Origin of the sequence: Phenylobacterium sp., assembly GCF_031984885.1 — a bacterium.
In the GTDB taxonomy this organism is placed as follows: Bacteria; Pseudomonadota; Alphaproteobacteria; order Caulobacterales; family Caulobacteraceae; genus Phenylobacterium.
Genome location: NZ_DAMABV010000004.1, coordinates 138,838 through 156,327 on the forward strand (window position 1 = coordinate 138,838; position 17,490 = coordinate 156,327).

The following is a 17,490-nucleotide window of genomic DNA, read 5'->3' on the forward strand; positions in this document are numbered from 1 at the left end:
ATTTCCTCCTCATGAGGTCCGCCCGTTCCAATCCTGCTTTCGATCACGGCGCTGCGCTTCGCGTGCCGCCGGCCAACGACACCCGTAGCTGGCACAAGCTCTGGGCCTGGCTGGGCGAGGACGCCCAGGCCATGACCGAGGCCGGCGCCGTGCAGGTCTGCACCCCGGAGGGCTGGGCGATCGCCCAGGCCGGCGACTGGATCGTCCTGTCGGTCAGCGGCGACTTCCACGTCGCCCACAGCGGCCGCGTCTGGGACGCCTGAACGCATCGCCCGTCGGGATTGGTGGGAATTATGTCGTTCCGCCGCTCCGCCGCGTGAAGCTATCTTTCCGGCGTCGAACCCCGGAGAGCCCGATGCTGCTGCTCAAGCCGAACTGCGAATGCTGCGACCGCGACCTGCCGCCCGAGACGGCCGACGCGCGGATCTGCTCGTTCGAATGCACCTTCTGCGTCGACTGCGCCGAGGGGGTGCTGAAGGGCGCCTGTCCCAACTGCGGCGGGAACTTCGCGGCGCGCCCGGTCCGGCCCGCCGCCGCGCTGGCGCGTTTTCCGGCCTCCAGCGAACGCCATCTGGGTTCGGCCGCCGCCTGCCTTGAGAGGCGAACCGCAGCCTAGGCGGCGCGCAGGGCTTCCCAGGCTTTCTGGACGCCGGCCAGCCGCTCTTCGGTGTTGGTCTCGATCTGGGTCTGGGCGTCGAACGAGACGCCGGTCATGTCGCCCCGCCGCCAGCGCACGCGCACGTCATAGACCACGCCGCCCAGCAGTTGCAGCACCACGAAGCGCGAGGGCAGGGGATAGATCGCCGAGATCTGCAGCCGCGCCCCGCCCTTGCTGAGGTCGACGATCGTGCAGTCGGCCCAGTGCGCCATGTCCTTGCCATAGAAAACGCGCGCGCGAAGGTTCGTCGGCTCGCGCGGGTGCTCTCGGCGGTCGGTGTAGTCTGGGGCGCTCACGAGAGCATCCTGGCAGGAAACGCTTTAGGCAGGCTTAATTATCCGCTCGCCGCGACGGGCGTCGCCCCGCCTGAAAAACTCCACCGGCGGATAGAGATTCCAGGGGGCGCAAAGCCGCGGCTTTGGGCATAAGCGCCGCGATGTTCAGCAGGTTCTTCAGGTTGCTGACGGGCAGGGCCCCGATCAGGTTCGACGACGTGTTGCGCGCCGGCGTGGGCAGCCTGCTCGGCGTGGCGCTGGCCGGGGTGGCCGCGCGCCTGGCGTCCGGCGGCGACCTGGCGCTCGGGCCGCTGCTGGTCGGGCCGATCGGCGCCTCGGCCGTGCTGCTGTTCGCGGTGCCGGCCAGCCCGCTGGCCCAGCCGCGCGCCGTGCTCGGCGGCAACGTCGTCTCGGCCCTGGTCGGCGTCGCCTGCGCCATGTTCGTTCCTGAGCCGGTCGTCGCCGCCGCGCTCGCCGTGGCGCTGGCCATCGTGGCGATGCTGCTGCTCGGCTGCCTGCACCCGCCCGGCGGCGCCATGGCGCTCACCGCCGTCATCGGCGGCCAGGCGGTCAGCGAGCTCGGCTTCGGCTTCGCCCTGGTCCCGGTGGGTCTCTGCTCGCTGCTGCTGGTGCTGGCGGCGGTCGGGCTCAACCGGCTGATGGGCCGCTCCTATCCGCACCGCGTCCCCGCCGCCGTCAGCCCGCACGCGACCAGCGACCCGGCCCCGCAGGCGCGGGTGGGCTACACCCCCGCCGACCTCGACCAGGCCCTGGCCCAGTACGGCGAACTGCTCGACGTCAGCCGCGAGGACCTGGACGCCCTGTTCCGCCAGGTCGAGCTGCAGGCCCACAAGCGGCTGCACTCGGCCATCCTCTGCGGCGCGATCATGTCCCGCGACGTGATCGCGGTCGATGTCGACCAGAGCGCCGCCAGCGCCCTGGCCTTCCTGCGGGCCCACGACCTGCGCACCGCCCCGGTGATCGACGCCCAGCGCCGGGTGGTCGGCATGGTCCGCCGCGCCGAGCTGCAGGCCGCCGGGCAGCGGCCGGTCGAGGTCGCCCTCGACCCCTTCGTGCACAAGGTCCGCGAGCGCACCCCGATCGAGGCGCTGCTGCCGCTGCTGTCCAGCGGCGCGGTGCACGAGGCCCTGGTCGTCGACGAGAACCGGGCCCTGGTCGGCATCATCACCCAGACCGATCTGCTGGCCGTCCTCTACCGCGCGCACATCGTCGAGGCGGTCGTGGCCGAGCGCACGGCGGCCTGATCGGCGATAAGTCGGCATCACGGCTAGGAATTCGGTCGGCGTGGGCTAGAAACCTGCCTTCGCCCCGTCGTATCGAAGGCCCGCGCGGGACCAAGCCCCCGCGCGTGGGTCGCTGTATGGAAGGAACCGGCTTTGGATGACGCCCTGCGGCGCGCTGCGCTCGCCTATCACCAGTTCGGACGACCGGGGAAGCTGAGCGTCGAGCCCACCAAGCCCATGGCCACCCAGCGCGACCTGGCCCTGGCCTATTCGCCCGGCGTCGCGGCGGCCTGCGAGGCGATCGTCGAGGACCCGGCCTGGGCCGAGCGCGTCACCGCCCGCGGCAACCTGGTGGCGGTCATCACCGACGGCACCGCGGTCCTTGGCCTTGGCAACATCGGCCCGCTGGCCTCCAAGCCGGTGATGGAGGGCAAGGCCGTCCTCTTCAAGAAGTTCGCCGGCATCGACGTCTTCGACCTGGAGGTGACGTCCTCCGACCCCGATCACTTCGTCGAGGTCGTCGCGGCCCTGGAGCCGACCTTCGGCGGCATCAACCTCGAGGACATCAAGGCTCCGGAGTGCTTCTACATCGAGCGCGCCCTGCGGGCCCGGATGAACATTCCGGTCTTCCATGACGACCAGCACGGCACCGCCATCGTCTGCGCCGCGGCGGTCCGCAACGCCCTGACCATCCAGGGCAAGCAGCTCGGCGACGTGAAGCTGGTCACCTCGGGCGCCGGCGCGGCGGCCCTGGCCTGCGTCGACCTGCTGGTCAGCATGGGCCTGCCGGCCGACAACGTCACCCTGACCGACATCAACGGCGTCGTGCACAAGGATCGCGGCGACCTGACGCCGGAACTGGCGCGCTACGCCCGCAAGACCGACGCGCGCCTGCTGCCCGACGTGCTGGCCGGGGCCGACATCTTCCTGGGCCTCTCGGCGCCCCGCGTGCTGAAGGCCGAATGGCTGCCGCTGCTGGGCAAGAGCCCGCTGATCATGGCGCTGGCCAATCCCGAGCCGGAGATCCTGCCCGAGCTGGTCATGGCCAGCCGCCCGGACGCCATCGTCGCCACCGGCCGCTCGGACTATCCCAACCAGGTCAACAACGTCCTCTGCTTCCCGTTCATCTTCCGCGGGGCGCTGGACGTCGGCGCCACCGAGATCAACGAGGCGATGAAGAAGGCGGCGGCCGAGGCCATCGCCGAACTCGCCCGGGCCGAGATCAGCGACGTCGTGGCCAGCGCCTATGCCGGCCAGGTCCCGCTGTTCGGCCGCGACTACGTGATCCCCAAGCCCTTCGACCCCCGGCTGATCCTGGAAATCGCCCCGGCGGTGGCCAAGGCGGCCATGGACTCCGGCGTCGCCCGCCGTCCGATCGCCGACTTCGCCGCCTATCGCCGCGAGCTGGAGGGTTACGTCTACCGCTCGGGCCAGCTCATGCGCCCGGTGTTCGCCCAGGCCCGCGACTGCAAGCGCCGCATCGCCTATGCCGAGGGCGAGGACGAACGGGTCCTGCGCGGGGTGCAGACCGTGGTCGACGAGCAGTTGGCCCGCCCGGTGCTGATCGGCCGCCGCGCGGTCATCGAGGCCAAGGTCCGCGAACTGGGCCTGCGCCTCACCCTCGACCGCGACATGGAGATCTTCGATCCCGCCACCGACGAGACGGTCGGGGCGATCACCGCCGAATACCAGGCCATCGTCGAGCGGCGCGGCGTGCCGCCGGCCGCGGCCAGCCGCCGTGTGGCGACGCGCCCGACCGTCACGGCGGCGATGCTGCTGCGCCGGGGCATGGTCGACGGCGCCCTGGTCGGCGGCGGCGGCGACTGGTGGCGGCACTTCACCTACGCCACGCCGGTGGTTCCGGCCCGTCCGGGCGTCTCGCGCATCTCGGCCCTGTCGGGGGTGATCATGCCCAAGGGCGCGCTGTTCTTCTGCGACACCCACGTCAACGTCGACCCGACCGCCGAGCAGATCGCCGAATCGACCATCCTGGCGGCCGAGGCCGTGCGCGGCTTCGGCATCACGCCGAAGGTGGCGCTGCTGTCGCATTCCAGCTTCGGCTCCTCCAACTCGCCCTCGGCCCGCAAGATGCGCCAGGCCCTGGCCATCGTCCGCCAGTTGGATCCGGGCCTGGAGGTCGACGGCGAAATGCACGGCGACGCCGCGCTGAACGAGCAGGTGCGCACCCGCTACATCTCCGGCGGCGCCTTCGCCGGCGACGCCAACCTGCTGATCGCCCCCTCGCTGGACGCGGCCAACATCGCCCTGACCCTGGTCAGCGCGGTGACCGAGGGCATCGAGGTCGGCCCCCTGCTGCTCGGCCTCTCCAGGCCGCTGCACGTGCTCAGCCCCACGGCCACCGCGCGCGGCGTCGTCAACATGACCGCCCTGGTGGCCAGCCAGGCCGCCGCCAAGGCCTAGCTTCGGCGGCGGCCCGCCGTAAGTCGTCTTCGAACCGAGAGAGGTCACCATGCCTGCAGACCTTCCCCCGCTTGTCGACGTCGTCACGGTCGAGGCCGCCCGCCTGCCGCCGTCCCCGGCCGAGAAGGCGTTCGCCATCGTCACCATCGGCGGGGAGGCCATCGCCACGGCGCCGCGCCTGGACGAGGCGCTGACCGCCACGCCCGGCGTGCAGCTCTTCCGGCGGACCTCCAGCCAGGCGTCCAACCCGACCACCCAGGGGATCAGCGTGCGCTCCATCGCCGGGTCCGGCGCCAGCCGCGCCCTGGTGACCCTCGACGGCGTGCCGCAGAACGACCCGTTCGGCGGCTGGGTGCTGTGGACCGGCCTGCCGGCCATCGGGGTGGAGCAGGCGCGCGTCGTGCGCGGCGCGGGGGCGGGGCCCTACGGCGCCGGCGCCCTGACCGGCGTCATCCAGCTCTCCGAGCGCACCACCGCCCCCAGTGGCGGCGAATACGAGGTCTATGGCGGCGAGCGCGGCCTGGCCGGCGCGGCCGCCGCCGGCGCCGTCGGCGACCTCTTCCTCTCGGCCGCGACCGAGCGCAGCGACGGCTGGATCCCGCTGGGCGAGGGGCGCGGCGGCGCCGACACCGAGCTCTACTATCGCGGCCTGGGCGGCGCCCTGCGCTGGACGCCCGACCTCGGCGGCCGGCAACTCGCCCTGCGGCTGTCGGGCTATCAGGAAAAGCGCGGCGCCGGCCTGGTCGGGGCCGATTCCCGCGCCACCGGCGCGACCCTGTCGGCCACCCTGGCCCAGGCCCCGGTCGAGGACGGCCTGGGCTGGCGCGTCCAGGGCTGGCTGAAGCGCTCCGACTTCGAGAACCGCTCCGCCGCCGTCGCCGCCGGCCGCAACGCCACCACGCCGGCCAGCGAGCAGTACGCCACGCCCGCCACCGGCTATGGCTTCAACGCCGCCCTGCGCCGCGACGGCGCGCAAGCCGGCTGGGAGCTGGGCGGCGACGCCCGCGTGTTCGACGGCGAGACCCGCGAGAAGTTCCGCTACATGGCCGGCGCCTTCACCCGCGACCGCGTGGCGGGCGGCGCGCAGTCGGTGCTCGGGGCCTATGGCGAGGCCTATCGCAATCTCGGCGGCTGGCTGCTGACCGGCGGCGTGCGGCTGGACCGCTGGGCCACCTATGACGGCCAGCGCATCGAGCGCGACGCCGCCAACGGCGCGGTGACCCTCGACGACCGCCCGCAGGACCGCGACGGCTGGCTGCCCACCGGCCGCCTGGGCGCGCGCTATGACCTCTCCGACCAGGCCTATCTCCGCGCCGCCGCCTATGCCGGCTTCCGCCCCGCCACCCTCAACGAGCTCTACCGGCCCTTTCGGGTCGGCAACGACGTGACCGAGGCCAATGCGGCCCTGGAGCCCGAGAAGCTCTACGGGATCGAGGTCGGCCTGGGCGGGGAGGGCGACCGGCGCTGGGACGTCACGGTCTTCGCCAATCGCCTGGACGGCGCGGTGGCCAACGTCACCGTCGGCTTCGGCCCCGCCACGTTCCCGATCGCCGGTTTGATCCCGGCCGGCGGCGTGCTGCGCCAGCGCCAGAACGCCGGGCAGGTCGACGCCTATGGGATCGAGGCCGAGGTCGAGCGCCGCTGGGAGACGCTCTCCCTGCGCCTGGCCGGCGCCTATACGAAGGCCGAGGTCGACGGCGGCTCGGCCGCGCCGCAGCTCACCGGCCTGCGCCCGGCCCAGACGCCCCGCGTCACCGCCACGGCCGAGGCGACCTGGCGCCCGCTCGACGCCCTCAGCCTGCGCGCGGTGGCGCGCTACGAGGGCGACCGCTTCGACGACGACCTCAACACCCGCGAACTCGCGGCCGCCACCGACGTCAACCTGCGCGCCGACTGGGCGCTGTCGCGCGCCGTGACCCTCTACGCCGCCGCCGAAAACCTCTTCGACGCCAGGATCGAGACGGCGCAGACGGGCGACGGCCTCGAAAGCTACGACCAGCCCCAGACCTTCCGCCTGGGGCTCGTCCTGCGGCGCTGAGCGGCCGGGCCATCGCGCGCGATCAGGCCCGCTGCGCCGGCCGCCGCTTTGTCGGAGGGGGAGTTTACGCCGGGTTGGTCACGGCGAAGGAATGGTGGGTGCAGTAGGATTCGAACCTACGACCCGCTGATTAAGAGTCAGCTGCTCTACCAACTGAGCTATGCACCCATAACCGTTACGCCATAAGGCTTTGCGGTTGGTTCTCCGGTGGTTTCGAAGAGGTGGTTTCTTCGGCCCCGCTGGGGAGGCGTCCTGTTAGCGGGTCTCGCCGAGCGTTGCAAGCGTCTTCTGGCGCTGCTGTCGATCCGGGCTGCTCCAGCCGGAATCTTCATGTGCGCAGCCGCTTGTCAGGCCCGCGGCGATCCAGGCAAGTTCGCTCCGGGCGGGTGCGCGTGGCCGCCGAGCGGGAGGATGACAATGGCGAGGCGCGATCTCACCGGGGCGGTCGACTTCCAGTATCTGGAGAGCTTCACCGCCGGCGACGGCGACGTGATCGACGAGGTGCTGAGCCTGTTCCGCGAACAGGCGGCCATCTGGGCTGGCCTGCTCGACCCGGCCTCGGAAGGCTGGCGCGACGCCGTCCATACGATCAAGGGCGCGGCGCGCGGCGTCGGGGCCTTCCAGCTCGGCGACGCCTGCGCCTACGCCGAAGCGCAAGGCCCCGCCGGCCTGGAGAGCGTGAAGAACGCGCTGGACGCGGCGCTGGCCGACGTGGCGGCCTATGCGCACGAGCGGGCGCTTCAGTCGTTGCGCACGCCGCGCAACTGATCCCAGATCCCGAACTCGTAGGCGATGCAGCGGTCGATCAGCAGCCGCCAGACCGGCTCGGCGATCTCTTCCGACAGGCCCGCCTCGCGGGCGGCGGCCTTGACCTTGGTCACCACGTCCTCGATCCGCGCGGTGTCCAGCACCGTATGGCGTTCGGACTTGATGCGGGCGGCGGCGTCCATGTAGCGCTGGCGCTCGGCCAGCATCAGCACAAGCGCGCGGTCCAAGGCGTCGACGCCCTTGCGGACGTCGAGCATGGTCTCGCAGTCGGCCGGCAGCGGCCGCTCATCAACAACGATTTTCATGGGCGCTTAGGACTAAATCCCGGCCCCGTTGTCCAGCGCTCTTAGCGCCGCCTCATGGGCTTCGGCCTCGGCGGCGATCCAGTTGATGAACGCCTTGACCTGCGGAAGCCGGCCCTTGGCCTTGGGATGGACCACGTAATAGGCGAAATCGACCGCCGTCGCGATCTGCAGCGGCACCACCAGGCGCCCGGCGTCCAGGTCGGCCTGGGCCAGGGTCCGCTTGGCTAGGGCCACGCCGCGTCCGTTCACCGCCGCCTCGATCACCAGGCTCGACTGGTTGAACCGCGGGCCGCGGGCGCCGTCGATGCCGCGCAGGCCGCGGGCCGCCAGCCACATGGTCCAGTCGGGGCACGAATCGTCGGGCTCGGGCGAGCCGTCGTGCAACAGGATATGATTGGCCAGGTCGGCTGGCTCATTGAGCGGGATATTCGCCGCAAGCTCCGGAGAAAGCACGGGAATCACCGTTTCGCCGATCAGCCGGCGGACCTCCAGCCCGGGGTAGCGGCCGGCCCCGTAGCGGATCGCCACGTCCACCTCGCCGGCGGTCAGGTCGACCAGTTCCAGCCCCGCCGACAGCCACACGTCGACCTGCGGGTGCAGTTCCTCGAATCGGCCCAGCCGCGGCACCAGCCACTTGGCCGCGAACGACGGCGCCGCGGTCAGGGTCAGGCGCCGGCCGTCCACCGCCGCGGTCAGCATCGAGGCGGCCTCGGCCAGCCGGTCGAAGGCCTCGCGCAGGGCGGGCAGGGCGGTCTGGGCCGCGTCGGTCAGCAACAGACCCTTGGGCGTGCGCTTGAACAGCGCCGCCCCGACATAGTCCTCGAGATTCTGGATTTGCTGGCTGACCGCCCCAGGGGTCACCGACAACTCGTCGGCGGCCCTGGAGAAATTCAGGTGCCGCGCAGCCGCCTCGAACGCCCGCAAGGCGTTGAGTGGCGGCAATCGGCGGCGTTCCGCGTTACGCTCCATCGAGTTTTCCTGACACCCCCGGCAGAAGTCCTTGGGTTGCGAATTGGCGCTTTCACGACCAATTTGCAACCGTTCGCCGAGGTATTGGCCCTTTTCGTCGGCGGATAATGTGGCGGGGCGGGTGCGAGCCCGTCCCGCTCTCACATTCAAGCTAGGCGTTTAGAGAAGCTAAAAACAATGCCCGACCGCAAGCCCAAAAACGAGAGCGACAAACGCCTCGTCGTGCTGGGCGGGGCGCGTCGCCGCGCGGCGGGCGCGGTCTGGCTGGTGGGCGCCGGCCCCGGCGATCCCGAGCTGCTGACCATCAAGGCCCTGAAGGCGCTGCAGGGCGCCGAGGTCGTGGTCCATGACGGCCTGGTCACCGGCGAGATCCTCGACCTTGCGCCCGCCTCGGCGCGGCGGATCTCGGTGGCCAAGCGCAAGTCGCGCCATTCCTACGCCCAGTCCGAGATCAACCGCATGCTGGTCGCCTTCGCCCAGGAGGGGCTGAAGGTCGTTCGGCTGAAGGGCGGCGATCCGTTCATCTTCGGCCGCGGCGGCGAGGAGCTGGAAGCCTGCCGCGAGGCCGGCGTCGAGTGCCACGTCGTTCCCGGCGTCACCGCGGCCCTGGCCGCCAGCGCCAACGCCGGCGCGCCCCTGACCCACCGCGGCTCGGCCCAGGCGGTCACCTTCGTCACCGGCCACGCCGCCTCGGGCGGCGAGCCGGACCTCGACTGGGAAAGCCTGGCCAAGGCCAACCAGACCGTCGTCATCTACATGGGCGTCTCGACCGCGGCCGGCGTCGCCGCGCGCCTGATCGGCGCGGGCCGCCAGGGCTCGACCCCGGCCCTGATCGTCGAGAACGCCAGCCGCCCGGACGAGCGCCGCATCGTCACCACCCTGGCCGGCCTGCCGCAGGCCGCCGGGCAGGTGGCCGGCCCGGCCCTGCTGATCGTCGGCGAGGCTATGGCCTTGGCGCAGTCTTCCGGCGATACCGCCGTCCTTGAATCGAAACTTGAGCGGCGCGTGAAATGAAAGCCCTGACCGGAAATCGCCTGACCGACGGCGAAGTCGTCTTCTGGAAGCAGGGGGCCTGGGTCGAGCGCTTCGCCGACGCCGAGCTCTTCGCCGACGCCGCGGCCGGCGAGGCCGCCGAGGCGCACGCCAAGAGCCAGCAGACCGTCGTCGTCGACCCCTACCTGATCGACCTGGTGGAGAGCGAGGGCCTCTGGGCGCCGCTCAGCTATCGCGAGCGCCTGCGCGCGCTCGGCCCCACCAACCACCTGCACCACGGCAAGCAGGCCGAAGGCGGCGCCGCCATCGAGGCCTTGCAGCATGCATCCGGCTCGGCCCGTTCCACCGGCCGCGTCAACCTGATCAAGCGTTAGAAGAGGGGAGGGCCATGTATCAGTACGACACCCTCGACAAGGAATTCCTGGCCGACCGGGCCGCCGAGTTCCGCGAACAGGTCGGCCGCCGCATGCTCGGCGAGATCACCGAGGACCAGTTCAAGCCGATCCGGCTGATGAACGGCCTTTACCTGCAACTGCACGCCTACATGCTGCGGGTGGCGATCCCCTACGGCTCGCTGAACCCGACCCAGTTGCGCGCCCTGGCCGAGATCGGCCGCAAGTACGACAAGGGCTACGGCCACTTCACCACCCGCCAGAACCTGCAGTTCCACTGGATCAAGCTGGCCGACACGCCCGACATCCTGGACCGGCTGGCGGCGGTGGACATGCACGCCATCCAGACCAGCGGCAACTGCATCCGCAACACCACGGCCGACCCCTATGCCGGCGCCACCGCCGAAGAGATCGACGATCCGCGCGTGTGGTCCGAGGCGATCCGCCAGTGGTCCAGCCTGCACCCGGAATTCTCGTTCCTGCCGCGCAAGTTCAAGATCGCCATCACCGGGGCGGCCAAGGACCGCACGGCGGCGAAGGTGCACGACATCGGCCTGATGATGCGCCGCGGCCGCGACGGCACGCTGGGCTTCGAGGTCATCGTCGGCGGGGGCCTGGGCCGCACGCCCTTCGTCGGCCCGACGATCAAGGAATTCCTGCCCGCCACCCGCCTGGTCTCGTACCTGGAGGCGATCCTGCGCGTCTACAATCGCCACGGACGCCGGGACAACAAGTACAAGGCCCGCATCAAGATCCTGGTCTCGGCCCTCGGCGCCGAGGAGTTCGCCCGCCAGGTCGAGGAGGAGTGGGCCAAGATCGGACCGGAGGGCGACCTGCCGGACGGCGAGATCGCCCGCATCCGCGGCGCCTTCGCCCCGCTCGCCTTCGACACCCTGGTCAACCGCTCCGAAGCGTTCGAAGCGGCCAAGGCCTCGAACCCCGGCCTGGCCCGCTTCGCGCGCAACAACCTGCGTGAGCACAAGCGCGCCGGCTACACGATCGTCGAGATCTCGCTGAAGGGCATCGGCGACACCCCCGGCGACGCCACCTCCGACCAGATGGACGTGATCGCCGACCTGGCCGAACGCTACGGCCAGAACGACATCCGCGTGACCCACGAGCAGAATCTGGTCCTGCCGCACGTCAAGCTGGACGACGTGCCGGCGCTGCACGCGGCGCTGCAGGCGGCCGGCCTGGCGACGCCGAACGTCAACCTGATCACCGACATCATCGCCTGCCCGGGCCTCGACTACTGCGCCCTGGCCAACGCCCGGGCCATCCCGATCGCCCAGGACATCGCCCGCACCTTCGCCGACCAGGACCGCGCCGAGCTGATCGGCGAGCTGAAGATCAAGATCAGCGGCTGCATCAACGCCTGCGGCCACCACCATGTCGGCCACATCGGCATCCTGGGCGTCGATAAGAAGGGCGAGGAATTCTATCAGCTCACCCTGGGCGGCTCGGGCGCCGAGGACGCCGCCGTCGGCTCGATGCTCGGCCCGGCCCTGCCGGCCGACCGCGTGGCCGGCGCCATCGACACCCTGGTCGACGTCTATCTGCGCGAGCGCCAGGGGCAGGAGCGCTTCCTCGACACCTTCCGCCGCACCGGCGTCGTCCCGTTCAAGGAGGCCGTCTATGCCGACGCGAATTAAGCTGACGGACGGCCAGTTCTCGCTGGTCGAGGACCCGTTCACCTACGTCACCGACGACGAGGACCTGGTCCGCGGCGACCTGATCATCTCGCTGACCCGCTTCCAGAGCGAGGGCGAGCGCCTGCTCGCCGAGGGCCGCTCGGTCGGCGTGCGCCTGGAGCCGGCCGAGGAGGTCGAGGTCCTGGCCTACGACCTGCCGCGCCTGGCCCTGGTCGCGGTGGCCTTTCCGAAGTTCAACGACGGCCGCGCCTACACCGCCGCGCGCCTGCTGCGCGAGCGCTACGGCTTCAAGGGCGAGGTCCGCGCCGTCGGCGACGTCCTGCGCGAGCAGGCCGGCTTCATGGTCCGCGTCGGCTTCGACGCCTACGAGCCGGCCGATGGCTCGACCCCCGAACAATGGGCCCACGCGGCCCATCGCCAACGCCACGTCTACCAGCGCGCCGCCGACCATCGGCCGCCGGCCTTCGCCGAAAGGGAGTGAGCTGACCATGGCCTTCGATCAGTTGGAGCGTCCGTCCCCCGCCGCGCGGCTCGACGCCGAGCTGCGCCACGCCCATCCGGCCACGGTGCTGGAATCGGCGGTCGAGGCGTTCGGCGACAAGCTGGCCCTGGTCTCGTCCTTCGGGGCGGAGTCCGCGGTGCTGCTGCACATGATCTCGAAGATCAAGCCGGACGTCCCGGTGCTGTTCCTCGACACCGGCATGCTGTTCGGCCAGACGCTCGACTATCGAAAGAATCTGGCGGCCCGGCTCGGCCTGACCGACGTGCGCGACCTGCGCCCGGCCTATAACGACCTCGCCGTCGCCGATCCGAACGCCAAGCTCTGGCAGACCGACACCGACGCCTGCTGCGAGGTGCGCAAGGTCGTCCCGCTGGACCGGGCGCTCGCCGAGTTCGACGCCTGGATCACCGGGCGCAAGCGCTTCCACGGCGGCGACCGCCTGTCGCTGCCGGTGGTCGAGCAGGCCGACGGCCAGGTGAAGTTCAATCCGCTGGCCAACTGGGGCAAGGCCGAACTGGACGCCTATATGAGCGAGCATGACCTGCCCGCCCATCCGCTGGTCGCGCAAGGCTTCCCCTCGATCGGCTGCTGGCCCTGCACCAAGCCGGTGGAGGAGGGCCAGGACGTCCGCGCCGGGCGCTGGGCCGGCCAGGACAAGACCGAATGCGGCATCCATGTCGCGCGCGCTCCGGGCGCCGTCGCCAATGTCGGCGGCGACATCTGAAGCCTGAATAGCTAAAGACGCATCATGACCGACGTAATCGCTCCGGCTCCGGCCGCATCCAAGGCGCGCGGCGCCTTCATGGTCGAGACCGTGACCTGGGTCCAGCACTGGACCGACGAACTGTTCTCGTTCCGCACCACCCGCGACCCGGGCCTGCGCTTCTCGTCCGGCCAGTTCGTGATGGTCGGCCTGGAGGTCGAGGGCAAGCCGCTGGTCCGCGCCTATTCGATCGCCAGCCCGTCCTGGCACGACGAGCTGGAGTTCTACTCGATCAAGGTCGCCGACGGCCCGCTGACCTCGCGCCTGCAGAAGATCAAGGTCGGCGACGAGGTGCTGATCGGCAAGAAGCCCACCGGCACCCTGGTGCTGGACGGCCTCAAGCCCGGCAAGCGCCTCTACATGGTCGGCACCGGCACCGGCCTGGCCCCCTGGCTGTCGCTGGCCCGCGACCCGGAGGTCTACGAGCGCTTCGACGAGGTGATCGTCACCCATACCGTGCGCAACGTCGCCGACCTGAACTATGCCGAGCTGTTCGAGAAGGACCTGCGCGAGGACGAGATCCTCAGCGAGGTGATCGGCGACAAGCTGCGCTACTACCCGACCGTGACGCGCGAGCCGTTCCGCACCCAGGGCCGGATCACCGACCTGATCACCTCGGGCAAGATCTTCGAGGACCTCGGCGTGCCGCCGCTGGACCCCGCGGTCGACCGCCTGATGCTCTGCGGCGGCCCCTCGGTGCTGGCCGACCTCAAGACCCTGCTGCTCGAGCGCGGCTATGTCGAAGGCTCGATCTCGGCCCCCGGCGACTTCGTGCTGGAAAAGGCCTTCGTCGAGACCTGAGGCGGCTCAGGCGCCCTCGAACAGGCTCGGCGGGTCGCTGCGCCCGGCCAGCCGCGCGCGCATCGTGCAGACGAGGCCGCCCGGCTCATAGCTCATCCTCGCCGTCCCGCGCAGGTCGCCGCGCAGGCCGCGTTCGATCAGCCGCGTCCCGAACCCCTTGCGCGTGGGCGGCGAGACCGGCGGCCCGCCGTGCTCGGCCCAGGTCAGGGCCAGGTCGGCGCCGTCCAGCGTCCAGGTCAGGTCGACCCGCCCGCCCTCGACCGACAGCGCCCCGTACTTGACGGCGTTGGTCGCCAGTTCGTGGAAGATCAGCGCCATCGACAGCGCCGCGCCCGGCTGCAGCCAGGCCGAGGGCCCCTGCAGCACGATCTGGCCGGGCGTCGAGCCCAGGAACGGCCCCAGCGCCCGATCGGCGACGTCCTGCAGCTCCGCGCCATGCCAGCGCTCGCGGGTCAGCACGTCATGCGCCTGCGACAGCCCCATCAGCCGGGCTTCCAGCTTCTCGTAGACCACGCGCGGATCGCTTTCGCCGCGCAGGGTCTGCGAGGCCATCGACTGCACCGTGGCCAGGGTGTTCTTCACCCGATGGTTCAGCTCGTTGATCATCAGCCGTAGCTGGTCCTGGTAGCGCTTCTGCTCGGCCTCGGCCTGCTTGCGCGCGCCGATGTCGTCGATGATCGAGATGAAGTAGTCCGGCTCGCCGGCGCTGGTGCGCACCAGCGCCACGGTCAGGTTGTTCCAGACCACCTCGCCGTCCTTGGTCAGGTAGCGCTTCTCCATCGAATAGGTCTCGATGGAGCCGGCCAGCAGGGCGGCGGTCAGGGCGATGTTGGAGTTCAGGTCGTCCGGATGGGTGATCTGCTGGAACGTCATGTCCTTCAGTTCGTCGCGGCTGTAGCGCAGCATCGCGCAGAACCGGTCGTTGACCTCCAGGAAGCGCCCGTCGGGCATCACCCGCGCGACCCCCATCGCCGCCTGGTCGAACACCGCGCGATAGCGGGCCTCGGCGGCCTCCAGCCGCGCCCGGGCCTCCACGCTCGGGGTCACGAACTCGGTATAGAGCACCAGCCCGCCGATCTCCCCGTCGTCGGTGCGCCAGGGTTTCAGCGACCAGCGGATCCAGTCCACATGGCCGTCGGCGCGCTCGAACGGGTCGGCGTCGTGGCTGAGCTCGGCGCCCTCCATCAGGGCGCGGGTGTGGATCTCGCGCCAGCGCTGCGGGATGTCGGGAAAGACGTCGTAATGGCGCCGCCCGACCAGCGGCAGGTCGCCCGGCAGTCCCTGTTCGGTGAGATACCGGCTCGAGGCGGCGAGATAGCGCATCTCGCGGTCGAAGATGGCGATGCCCAGCGGCGCCTGGCTGAGCGCCGTCAGCACGCCCGCAGACACCTGCAACGCCGTTTTCGTCTCGCCGACCACGCCTGGTGTCTGCCGTTTCGCGCCCACAGCCGCCAGCGACGACGGTCGCTGGACGCAACCTAAAGGATACAGCCCAGGCCCATGGGTCAAGGGGCGTCAGGCTTCCTACGCGCCCCGATCGCCCATCCCCGTGGCGCGCGCGCCCGGCCGCGCCCCGGACCCCAGGCTCGCGGCGGTCTCCAGCACGAACCTCGCCCGCGCCTCCACCGGGCCGGGCGGTATCTCCACCGGCTCATAGCCCAGCGACCTCAGCCGCCGCGTGACCGCCTCGTGCGTGGCCAGGCAGTCCTCGAAGCTCTGCCTGCGCTCGGCGTCCTGGGTGTAGATCTCGCGCCAGGGCGGCGGGACGAAGACTCTGGCGTTGTAGCGGTGGGTCCGCGCGGCTTCCTCCATCCAGGCCGGCGCCTGGCGGTCGATCAGGCTGTCGATGATCCCGCGGTCGAAGAACACCGGCTCCTCCACGCCCGCCATCGCCTCGAATATGGCGATGTCCTCGCGCGCCGTGCGGGCCAGATAGGCGTCCTGGTCCAGCCAGGGCAGGGCGCTCCCGCCGCTGGCCGCCTGCTCGCGGATCACCCGCCGGTGCGTCTCCTCCACCACGCGCGCGCCGCGCCGGCGCAGGTCCTCGATCAGGGCGGTCTTGCCCACCCCCGGCCCGCCGGTCAGCAGGAAGAAGTTCGGCTTGTCGAGGATCATGCGCGCGGCTCCGTCCATTTCGCCGATCACGGTTCGGTTTTCTCGGGGGAAGACCCGATGGTCAGGCCTTGGTCGCGCCTCGCAGATCAACGAGGCGATCAGGTTGGCCTTGACGGGTAGATCTTGCGCAAGCGACCGGCGTCCCAGCCGCAGTCCGCTGCAGGCTGCAGCAGCTCGGTGTCAGCCCCTTGAGGCGGACGCGGGCGCCGTTCCCCACGGGGCGGATGCTGGTGACGATGTAAAGCGCCCGGCGGTCGGTACGGCGAGATGCTCAAGGCGCGGGGACGGTCCCGCGCCGTCGAGATCATTCAACGGCTGAAGGAGCTGGGCCATGCGGCCTGTCGCCGCTTGGCGGCCTAGGCGGGCGGGCAGCCCTTGAATTCGCCGACCTTGGCGACGGAGAGCTTGGCCAGGTTCAGGGCCATCAGCGGGCGCATCGAGGACGAGCCGTGGCCGGTGAACAGGTCGATCTTCTCGCCCTTGATCGCGCCGCCGGTGTCGGAGGCGTACCAGAAGCCGTCGTGCTTGGAGCCGTCGGGCATCGGCAGGCCGACGGTTTCCTTGATGAACAGGCGCGTGCGGCGGGGGATGACCTTGGTGTCGACGGCCACGGTGCGCATGGCGACCACCTTGCAGCCGAGCGAGTCCAGGGCGCCCACGCCCTTGGCGCCGGCGTGGTAGAGCGTGGCCTTCATGCTGAAGTCGGGCGTGCCCGGCAGCGCGCCGGTCAGGGCCGAAACGATCAGCTCTCCGATCGGGTCGGATTGGGGCGCGGCTTGTGCGCTTTGTGACAGCCCAAGGAAGAAAGGAAGGGCGGCAAGGGCGGCGAGGCGACGTCGCATGACGGCGGCTCCTTCGTCGTTGATCTTGGCAGCGACGGGCTTCCTACCCGGAATCCGAGCGCCTGATCAACCCCGCGTGAACGGCGGCCCTTCGCGACAAATCGACACCATCACTTTTCCAGCGGCCGCCGAACGGCTATCAACCCGTTGCTGAGCAAGGGGTTGAGGCATGCGCATCTATGGCGATTCCATCTCGGGCAACTGCCTGAAGGTAAAGTGGGTGGCCGACCATCTTGGCCGTGAATACCAGTGGATCGAGACCGATATCCTCCAGGGCGAGTCGCGCACGGCGGCGTTCCTGGCGATGAATCCGGCCGGCCAGGTGCCCGCCGTGATCCTCGACGACGGCCGCCCCCTGGCCCAGTCCAACGCCATCATCATCCACTTGGCCGAGGGCTCCGACCTGATCCCGGCCGACGCCTACGACCGCGCCCGGATGCTGGAATGGATGTTCTGGGAGCAGTACAGCCACGAACCCTATGTCGCGGTCGCGCGCTTCCACGTCCGCTATGGCGGCAAGGCGGTCGCCGATCTGGAGCCGCGGCTGGTGGAGCGGGGCGAGGGCGCCCTGCAGCGGCTGGAGGACGGCCTGGCGGCCTCGTCCTTCCTGGTCGGCGAGGCGCTGACCCTCGCCGACGTCGCCCTGGTGGCCTACACCCGCGTGGCCCACGAGGGCGGCTTTGACCTCGCCCGCTACCCGCGCGTGCAAGCCTGGGTGAAGCGGGTAGAGGGCGCGCTCAAGATCGCCTAAA

General features: G+C 70.6%; 19 protein-coding genes and 1 tRNA gene. 13 read left to right on the plus strand and 7 right to left on the minus strand.

Annotation, left to right across the window (positions count from 1 at the left end; genetic code table 11):
• Positions 1-11 precede the first annotated feature (11 nt).
• Positions 12-263, plus strand: a complete 252-nt coding sequence (locus RTL41_RS08130; RefSeq protein ID WP_312163146.1) for a hypothetical protein — start codon at positions 12-14, stop codon at positions 261-263.
• Positions 264-355: 92 nt separating this feature from the next.
• Positions 356-616, plus strand: a complete 261-nt coding sequence (locus RTL41_RS08135; RefSeq protein ID WP_312163148.1) for a DUF1272 domain-containing protein — start codon at positions 356-358, stop codon at positions 614-616.
• On the opposite strand, the gene RTL41_RS08140 is transcribed toward RTL41_RS08135, so the two are convergent.
• On the minus strand, positions 613-954 hold the full coding sequence (locus RTL41_RS08140) for a PilZ domain-containing protein (protein ID WP_312163150.1): 342 nt from the start codon (positions 952-954) through the stop codon (positions 613-615). The two genes, RTL41_RS08135 and RTL41_RS08140, sit on opposite strands and share 4 nt — an antisense overlap.
• A gap of 140 nt (positions 955-1,094) precedes the next feature.
• Between RTL41_RS08140 and RTL41_RS08145 the strand changes: the two genes are divergently transcribed.
• The 3 genes from RTL41_RS08145 (at position 1,095) to RTL41_RS08155 (ending at position 6,636) form a co-directional block, all read left to right on the plus strand.
• On the plus strand, positions 1,095-2,198 hold the full coding sequence (locus RTL41_RS08145; RefSeq protein ID WP_312163152.1) for an HPP family protein: 1,104 nt from the start codon (positions 1,095-1,097) through the stop codon (positions 2,196-2,198).
• Positions 2,199-2,330: 132 nt separating this feature from the next.
• Positions 2,331-4,598 (plus strand): NADP-dependent malic enzyme, encoded by a 2,268-nt coding sequence (locus RTL41_RS08150; RefSeq protein ID WP_312163154.1) that lies wholly within the window; start codon positions 2,331-2,333, stop codon positions 4,596-4,598.
• A gap of 49 nt (positions 4,599-4,647) precedes the next feature.
• Entirely contained in the window at positions 4,648-6,636 is a 1,989-nt protein-coding gene (locus RTL41_RS08155; RefSeq protein WP_312163156.1) for a TonB-dependent receptor domain-containing protein, read from the plus strand.
• 92 nt (positions 6,637-6,728) lie between these two features.
• Here the strand turns inward: RTL41_RS08155 and RTL41_RS08160 are convergent.
• Positions 6,729-6,804: transfer RNA gene (locus RTL41_RS08160), tRNA-Lys, on the minus strand.
• A gap of 249 nt (positions 6,805-7,053) precedes the next feature.
• Between RTL41_RS08160 and RTL41_RS08165 the strand changes: the two genes are divergently transcribed.
• The gene (locus RTL41_RS08165; RefSeq protein WP_312163158.1) at positions 7,054-7,404 is read left to right on the plus strand and encodes an Hpt domain-containing protein; all 351 of its coding nucleotides are present in this window, start codon (positions 7,054-7,056) and stop codon (positions 7,402-7,404) included.
• Here RTL41_RS08165 and RTL41_RS08170 read toward each other — a convergent pair.
• Positions 7,377-7,709 (minus strand): chorismate mutase, encoded by a 333-nt coding sequence (locus RTL41_RS08170; protein WP_312163161.1) that lies wholly within the window; start codon positions 7,707-7,709, stop codon positions 7,377-7,379. The two genes, RTL41_RS08165 and RTL41_RS08170, sit on opposite strands and share 28 nt — an antisense overlap.
• Before the next feature lie 12 nt (positions 7,710-7,721).
• On the minus strand, positions 7,722-8,678 hold the full coding sequence (gene gcvA, locus RTL41_RS08175) for a transcriptional regulator GcvA (protein ID WP_312163163.1): 957 nt from the start codon (positions 8,676-8,678) through the stop codon (positions 7,722-7,724).
• 177 nt (positions 8,679-8,855) lie between these two features.
• On the opposite strand from gcvA, the gene cobA reads away from it, so the two are divergent.
• The 6 genes from cobA to RTL41_RS08205 are packed head-to-tail and all read left to right on the plus strand — an operon-like array spanning position 8,856 to position 13,781.
• Complete coding sequence (gene cobA / locus RTL41_RS08180; RefSeq protein ID WP_409418317.1) at positions 8,856-9,692, plus strand: uroporphyrinogen-III C-methyltransferase; 837 nt, start codon at positions 8,856-8,858, stop codon at positions 9,690-9,692.
• Complete coding sequence (locus tag RTL41_RS08185; protein ID WP_312163165.1) at positions 9,689-10,045, plus strand: DUF2849 domain-containing protein; 357 nt, start codon at positions 9,689-9,691, stop codon at positions 10,043-10,045. Before cobA ends, RTL41_RS08185 begins: the two co-directional genes overlap by 4 nt.
• Before the next feature lie 14 nt (positions 10,046-10,059).
• Positions 10,060-11,715, plus strand: coding sequence for a nitrite/sulfite reductase (locus RTL41_RS08190; RefSeq protein ID WP_312163168.1), 1,656 nt, complete (start codon positions 10,060-10,062; stop codon positions 11,713-11,715).
• Positions 11,699-12,196 (plus strand): DUF934 domain-containing protein, encoded by a 498-nt coding sequence (locus RTL41_RS08195; protein ID WP_312163170.1) that lies wholly within the window; start codon positions 11,699-11,701, stop codon positions 12,194-12,196. The genes RTL41_RS08190 and RTL41_RS08195 overlap by 17 nt, the downstream gene beginning before the upstream one ends.
• Before the next feature lie 7 nt (positions 12,197-12,203).
• Complete coding sequence (locus RTL41_RS08200) at positions 12,204-12,941, plus strand: phosphoadenylyl-sulfate reductase (RefSeq protein ID WP_312163172.1); 738 nt, start codon at positions 12,204-12,206, stop codon at positions 12,939-12,941.
• A gap of 24 nt (positions 12,942-12,965) precedes the next feature.
• Complete coding sequence (locus RTL41_RS08205; RefSeq protein WP_312163174.1) at positions 12,966-13,781, plus strand: ferredoxin--NADP reductase; 816 nt, start codon at positions 12,966-12,968, stop codon at positions 13,779-13,781.
• A gap of 6 nt (positions 13,782-13,787) precedes the next feature.
• Here RTL41_RS08205 and RTL41_RS08210 read toward each other — a convergent pair whose 3' ends face one another.
• From RTL41_RS08210 to RTL41_RS08220, 3 genes are all read right to left on the minus strand, one after another.
• Positions 13,788-15,170: a PAS domain S-box protein gene (locus RTL41_RS08210; protein WP_312163507.1), complete on the minus strand. Its 1,383-nt coding sequence runs from the start codon at positions 15,168-15,170 to the stop codon at positions 13,788-13,790.
• A gap of 135 nt (positions 15,171-15,305) precedes the next feature.
• Positions 15,306-15,896 carry an AAA family ATPase gene (locus RTL41_RS08215; RefSeq protein WP_312163175.1) on the minus strand — a complete coding sequence of 197 codons (591 nt, stop codon included), beginning with the start codon at positions 15,894-15,896 and terminating at the stop codon, positions 15,306-15,308.
• A gap of 356 nt (positions 15,897-16,252) precedes the next feature.
• A complete protein-coding gene (locus RTL41_RS08220) occupies positions 16,253-16,738 on the minus strand; it encodes a 3D domain-containing protein (RefSeq protein WP_312163177.1) in 486 nt (161 codons plus the stop codon).
• A 169-nt stretch (positions 16,739-16,907) separates the two neighbouring features.
• Between RTL41_RS08220 and RTL41_RS08225 the strand changes: the two genes are divergently transcribed.
• Entirely contained in the window at positions 16,908-17,489 is a 582-nt protein-coding gene (locus RTL41_RS08225; protein ID WP_312163179.1) for a glutathione S-transferase family protein, read from the plus strand.
• Position 17,490: the final 1 nt, after the last annotated feature.

Excerpts from the sequence above, each read along its gene's own strand:
- RTL41_RS08225 (WP_312163179.1), top strand. The coding sequence starts at position 16,908 with ATGCGCATCTATGGCGATTCCATCTCGGGCAACTGCCTGAAGGTAAAG.
- RTL41_RS08200 (WP_312163172.1), top strand. The coding sequence starts at position 12,204 with ATGGCCTTCGATCAGTTGGAGCGTCCGTCCCCCGCCGCGCGGCTCGAC.
- RTL41_RS08135 (WP_312163148.1), top strand. The coding sequence starts at position 356 with ATGCTGCTGCTCAAGCCGAACTGCGAATGCTGCGACCGCGACCTGCCG.
- RTL41_RS08205 (WP_312163174.1), top strand. The coding sequence starts at position 12,966 with ATGACCGACGTAATCGCTCCGGCTCCGGCCGCATCCAAGGCGCGCGGC.
- RTL41_RS08185 (WP_312163165.1), top strand. The coding sequence starts at position 9,689 with ATGAAAGCCCTGACCGGAAATCGCCTGACCGACGGCGAAGTCGTCTTC.
- RTL41_RS08130 (WP_312163146.1), top strand. The coding sequence starts at position 12 with ATGAGGTCCGCCCGTTCCAATCCTGCTTTCGATCACGGCGCTGCGCTT.
- RTL41_RS08195 (WP_312163170.1), top strand. The coding sequence starts at position 11,699 with ATGCCGACGCGAATTAAGCTGACGGACGGCCAGTTCTCGCTGGTCGAG.
- RTL41_RS08165 (WP_312163158.1), top strand. The coding sequence starts at position 7,054 with ATGGCGAGGCGCGATCTCACCGGGGCGGTCGACTTCCAGTATCTGGAG.
- RTL41_RS08155 (WP_312163156.1), top strand. The coding sequence starts at position 4,648 with ATGCCTGCAGACCTTCCCCCGCTTGTCGACGTCGTCACGGTCGAGGCC.
- RTL41_RS08220 (WP_312163177.1), bottom strand. The coding sequence starts at position 16,738 with ATGCGACGTCGCCTCGCCGCCCTTGCCGCCCTTCCTTTCTTCCTTGGG.
- RTL41_RS08215 (WP_312163175.1), bottom strand. The coding sequence starts at position 15,896 with ATGATCCTCGACAAGCCGAACTTCTTCCTGCTGACCGGCGGGCCGGGG.
- RTL41_RS08170 (WP_312163161.1), bottom strand. The coding sequence starts at position 7,709 with ATGAAAATCGTTGTTGATGAGCGGCCGCTGCCGGCCGACTGCGAGACC.
- RTL41_RS08190 (WP_312163168.1), top strand. The coding sequence starts at position 10,060 with ATGTATCAGTACGACACCCTCGACAAGGAATTCCTGGCCGACCGGGCC.
- RTL41_RS08145 (WP_312163152.1), top strand. The coding sequence starts at position 1,095 with ATGTTCAGCAGGTTCTTCAGGTTGCTGACGGGCAGGGCCCCGATCAGG.
- cobA (WP_409418317.1), top strand. The coding sequence starts at position 8,856 with ATGCCCGACCGCAAGCCCAAAAACGAGAGCGACAAACGCCTCGTCGTG.
- gcvA (WP_312163163.1), bottom strand. The coding sequence starts at position 8,678 with ATGGAGCGTAACGCGGAACGCCGCCGATTGCCGCCACTCAACGCCTTG.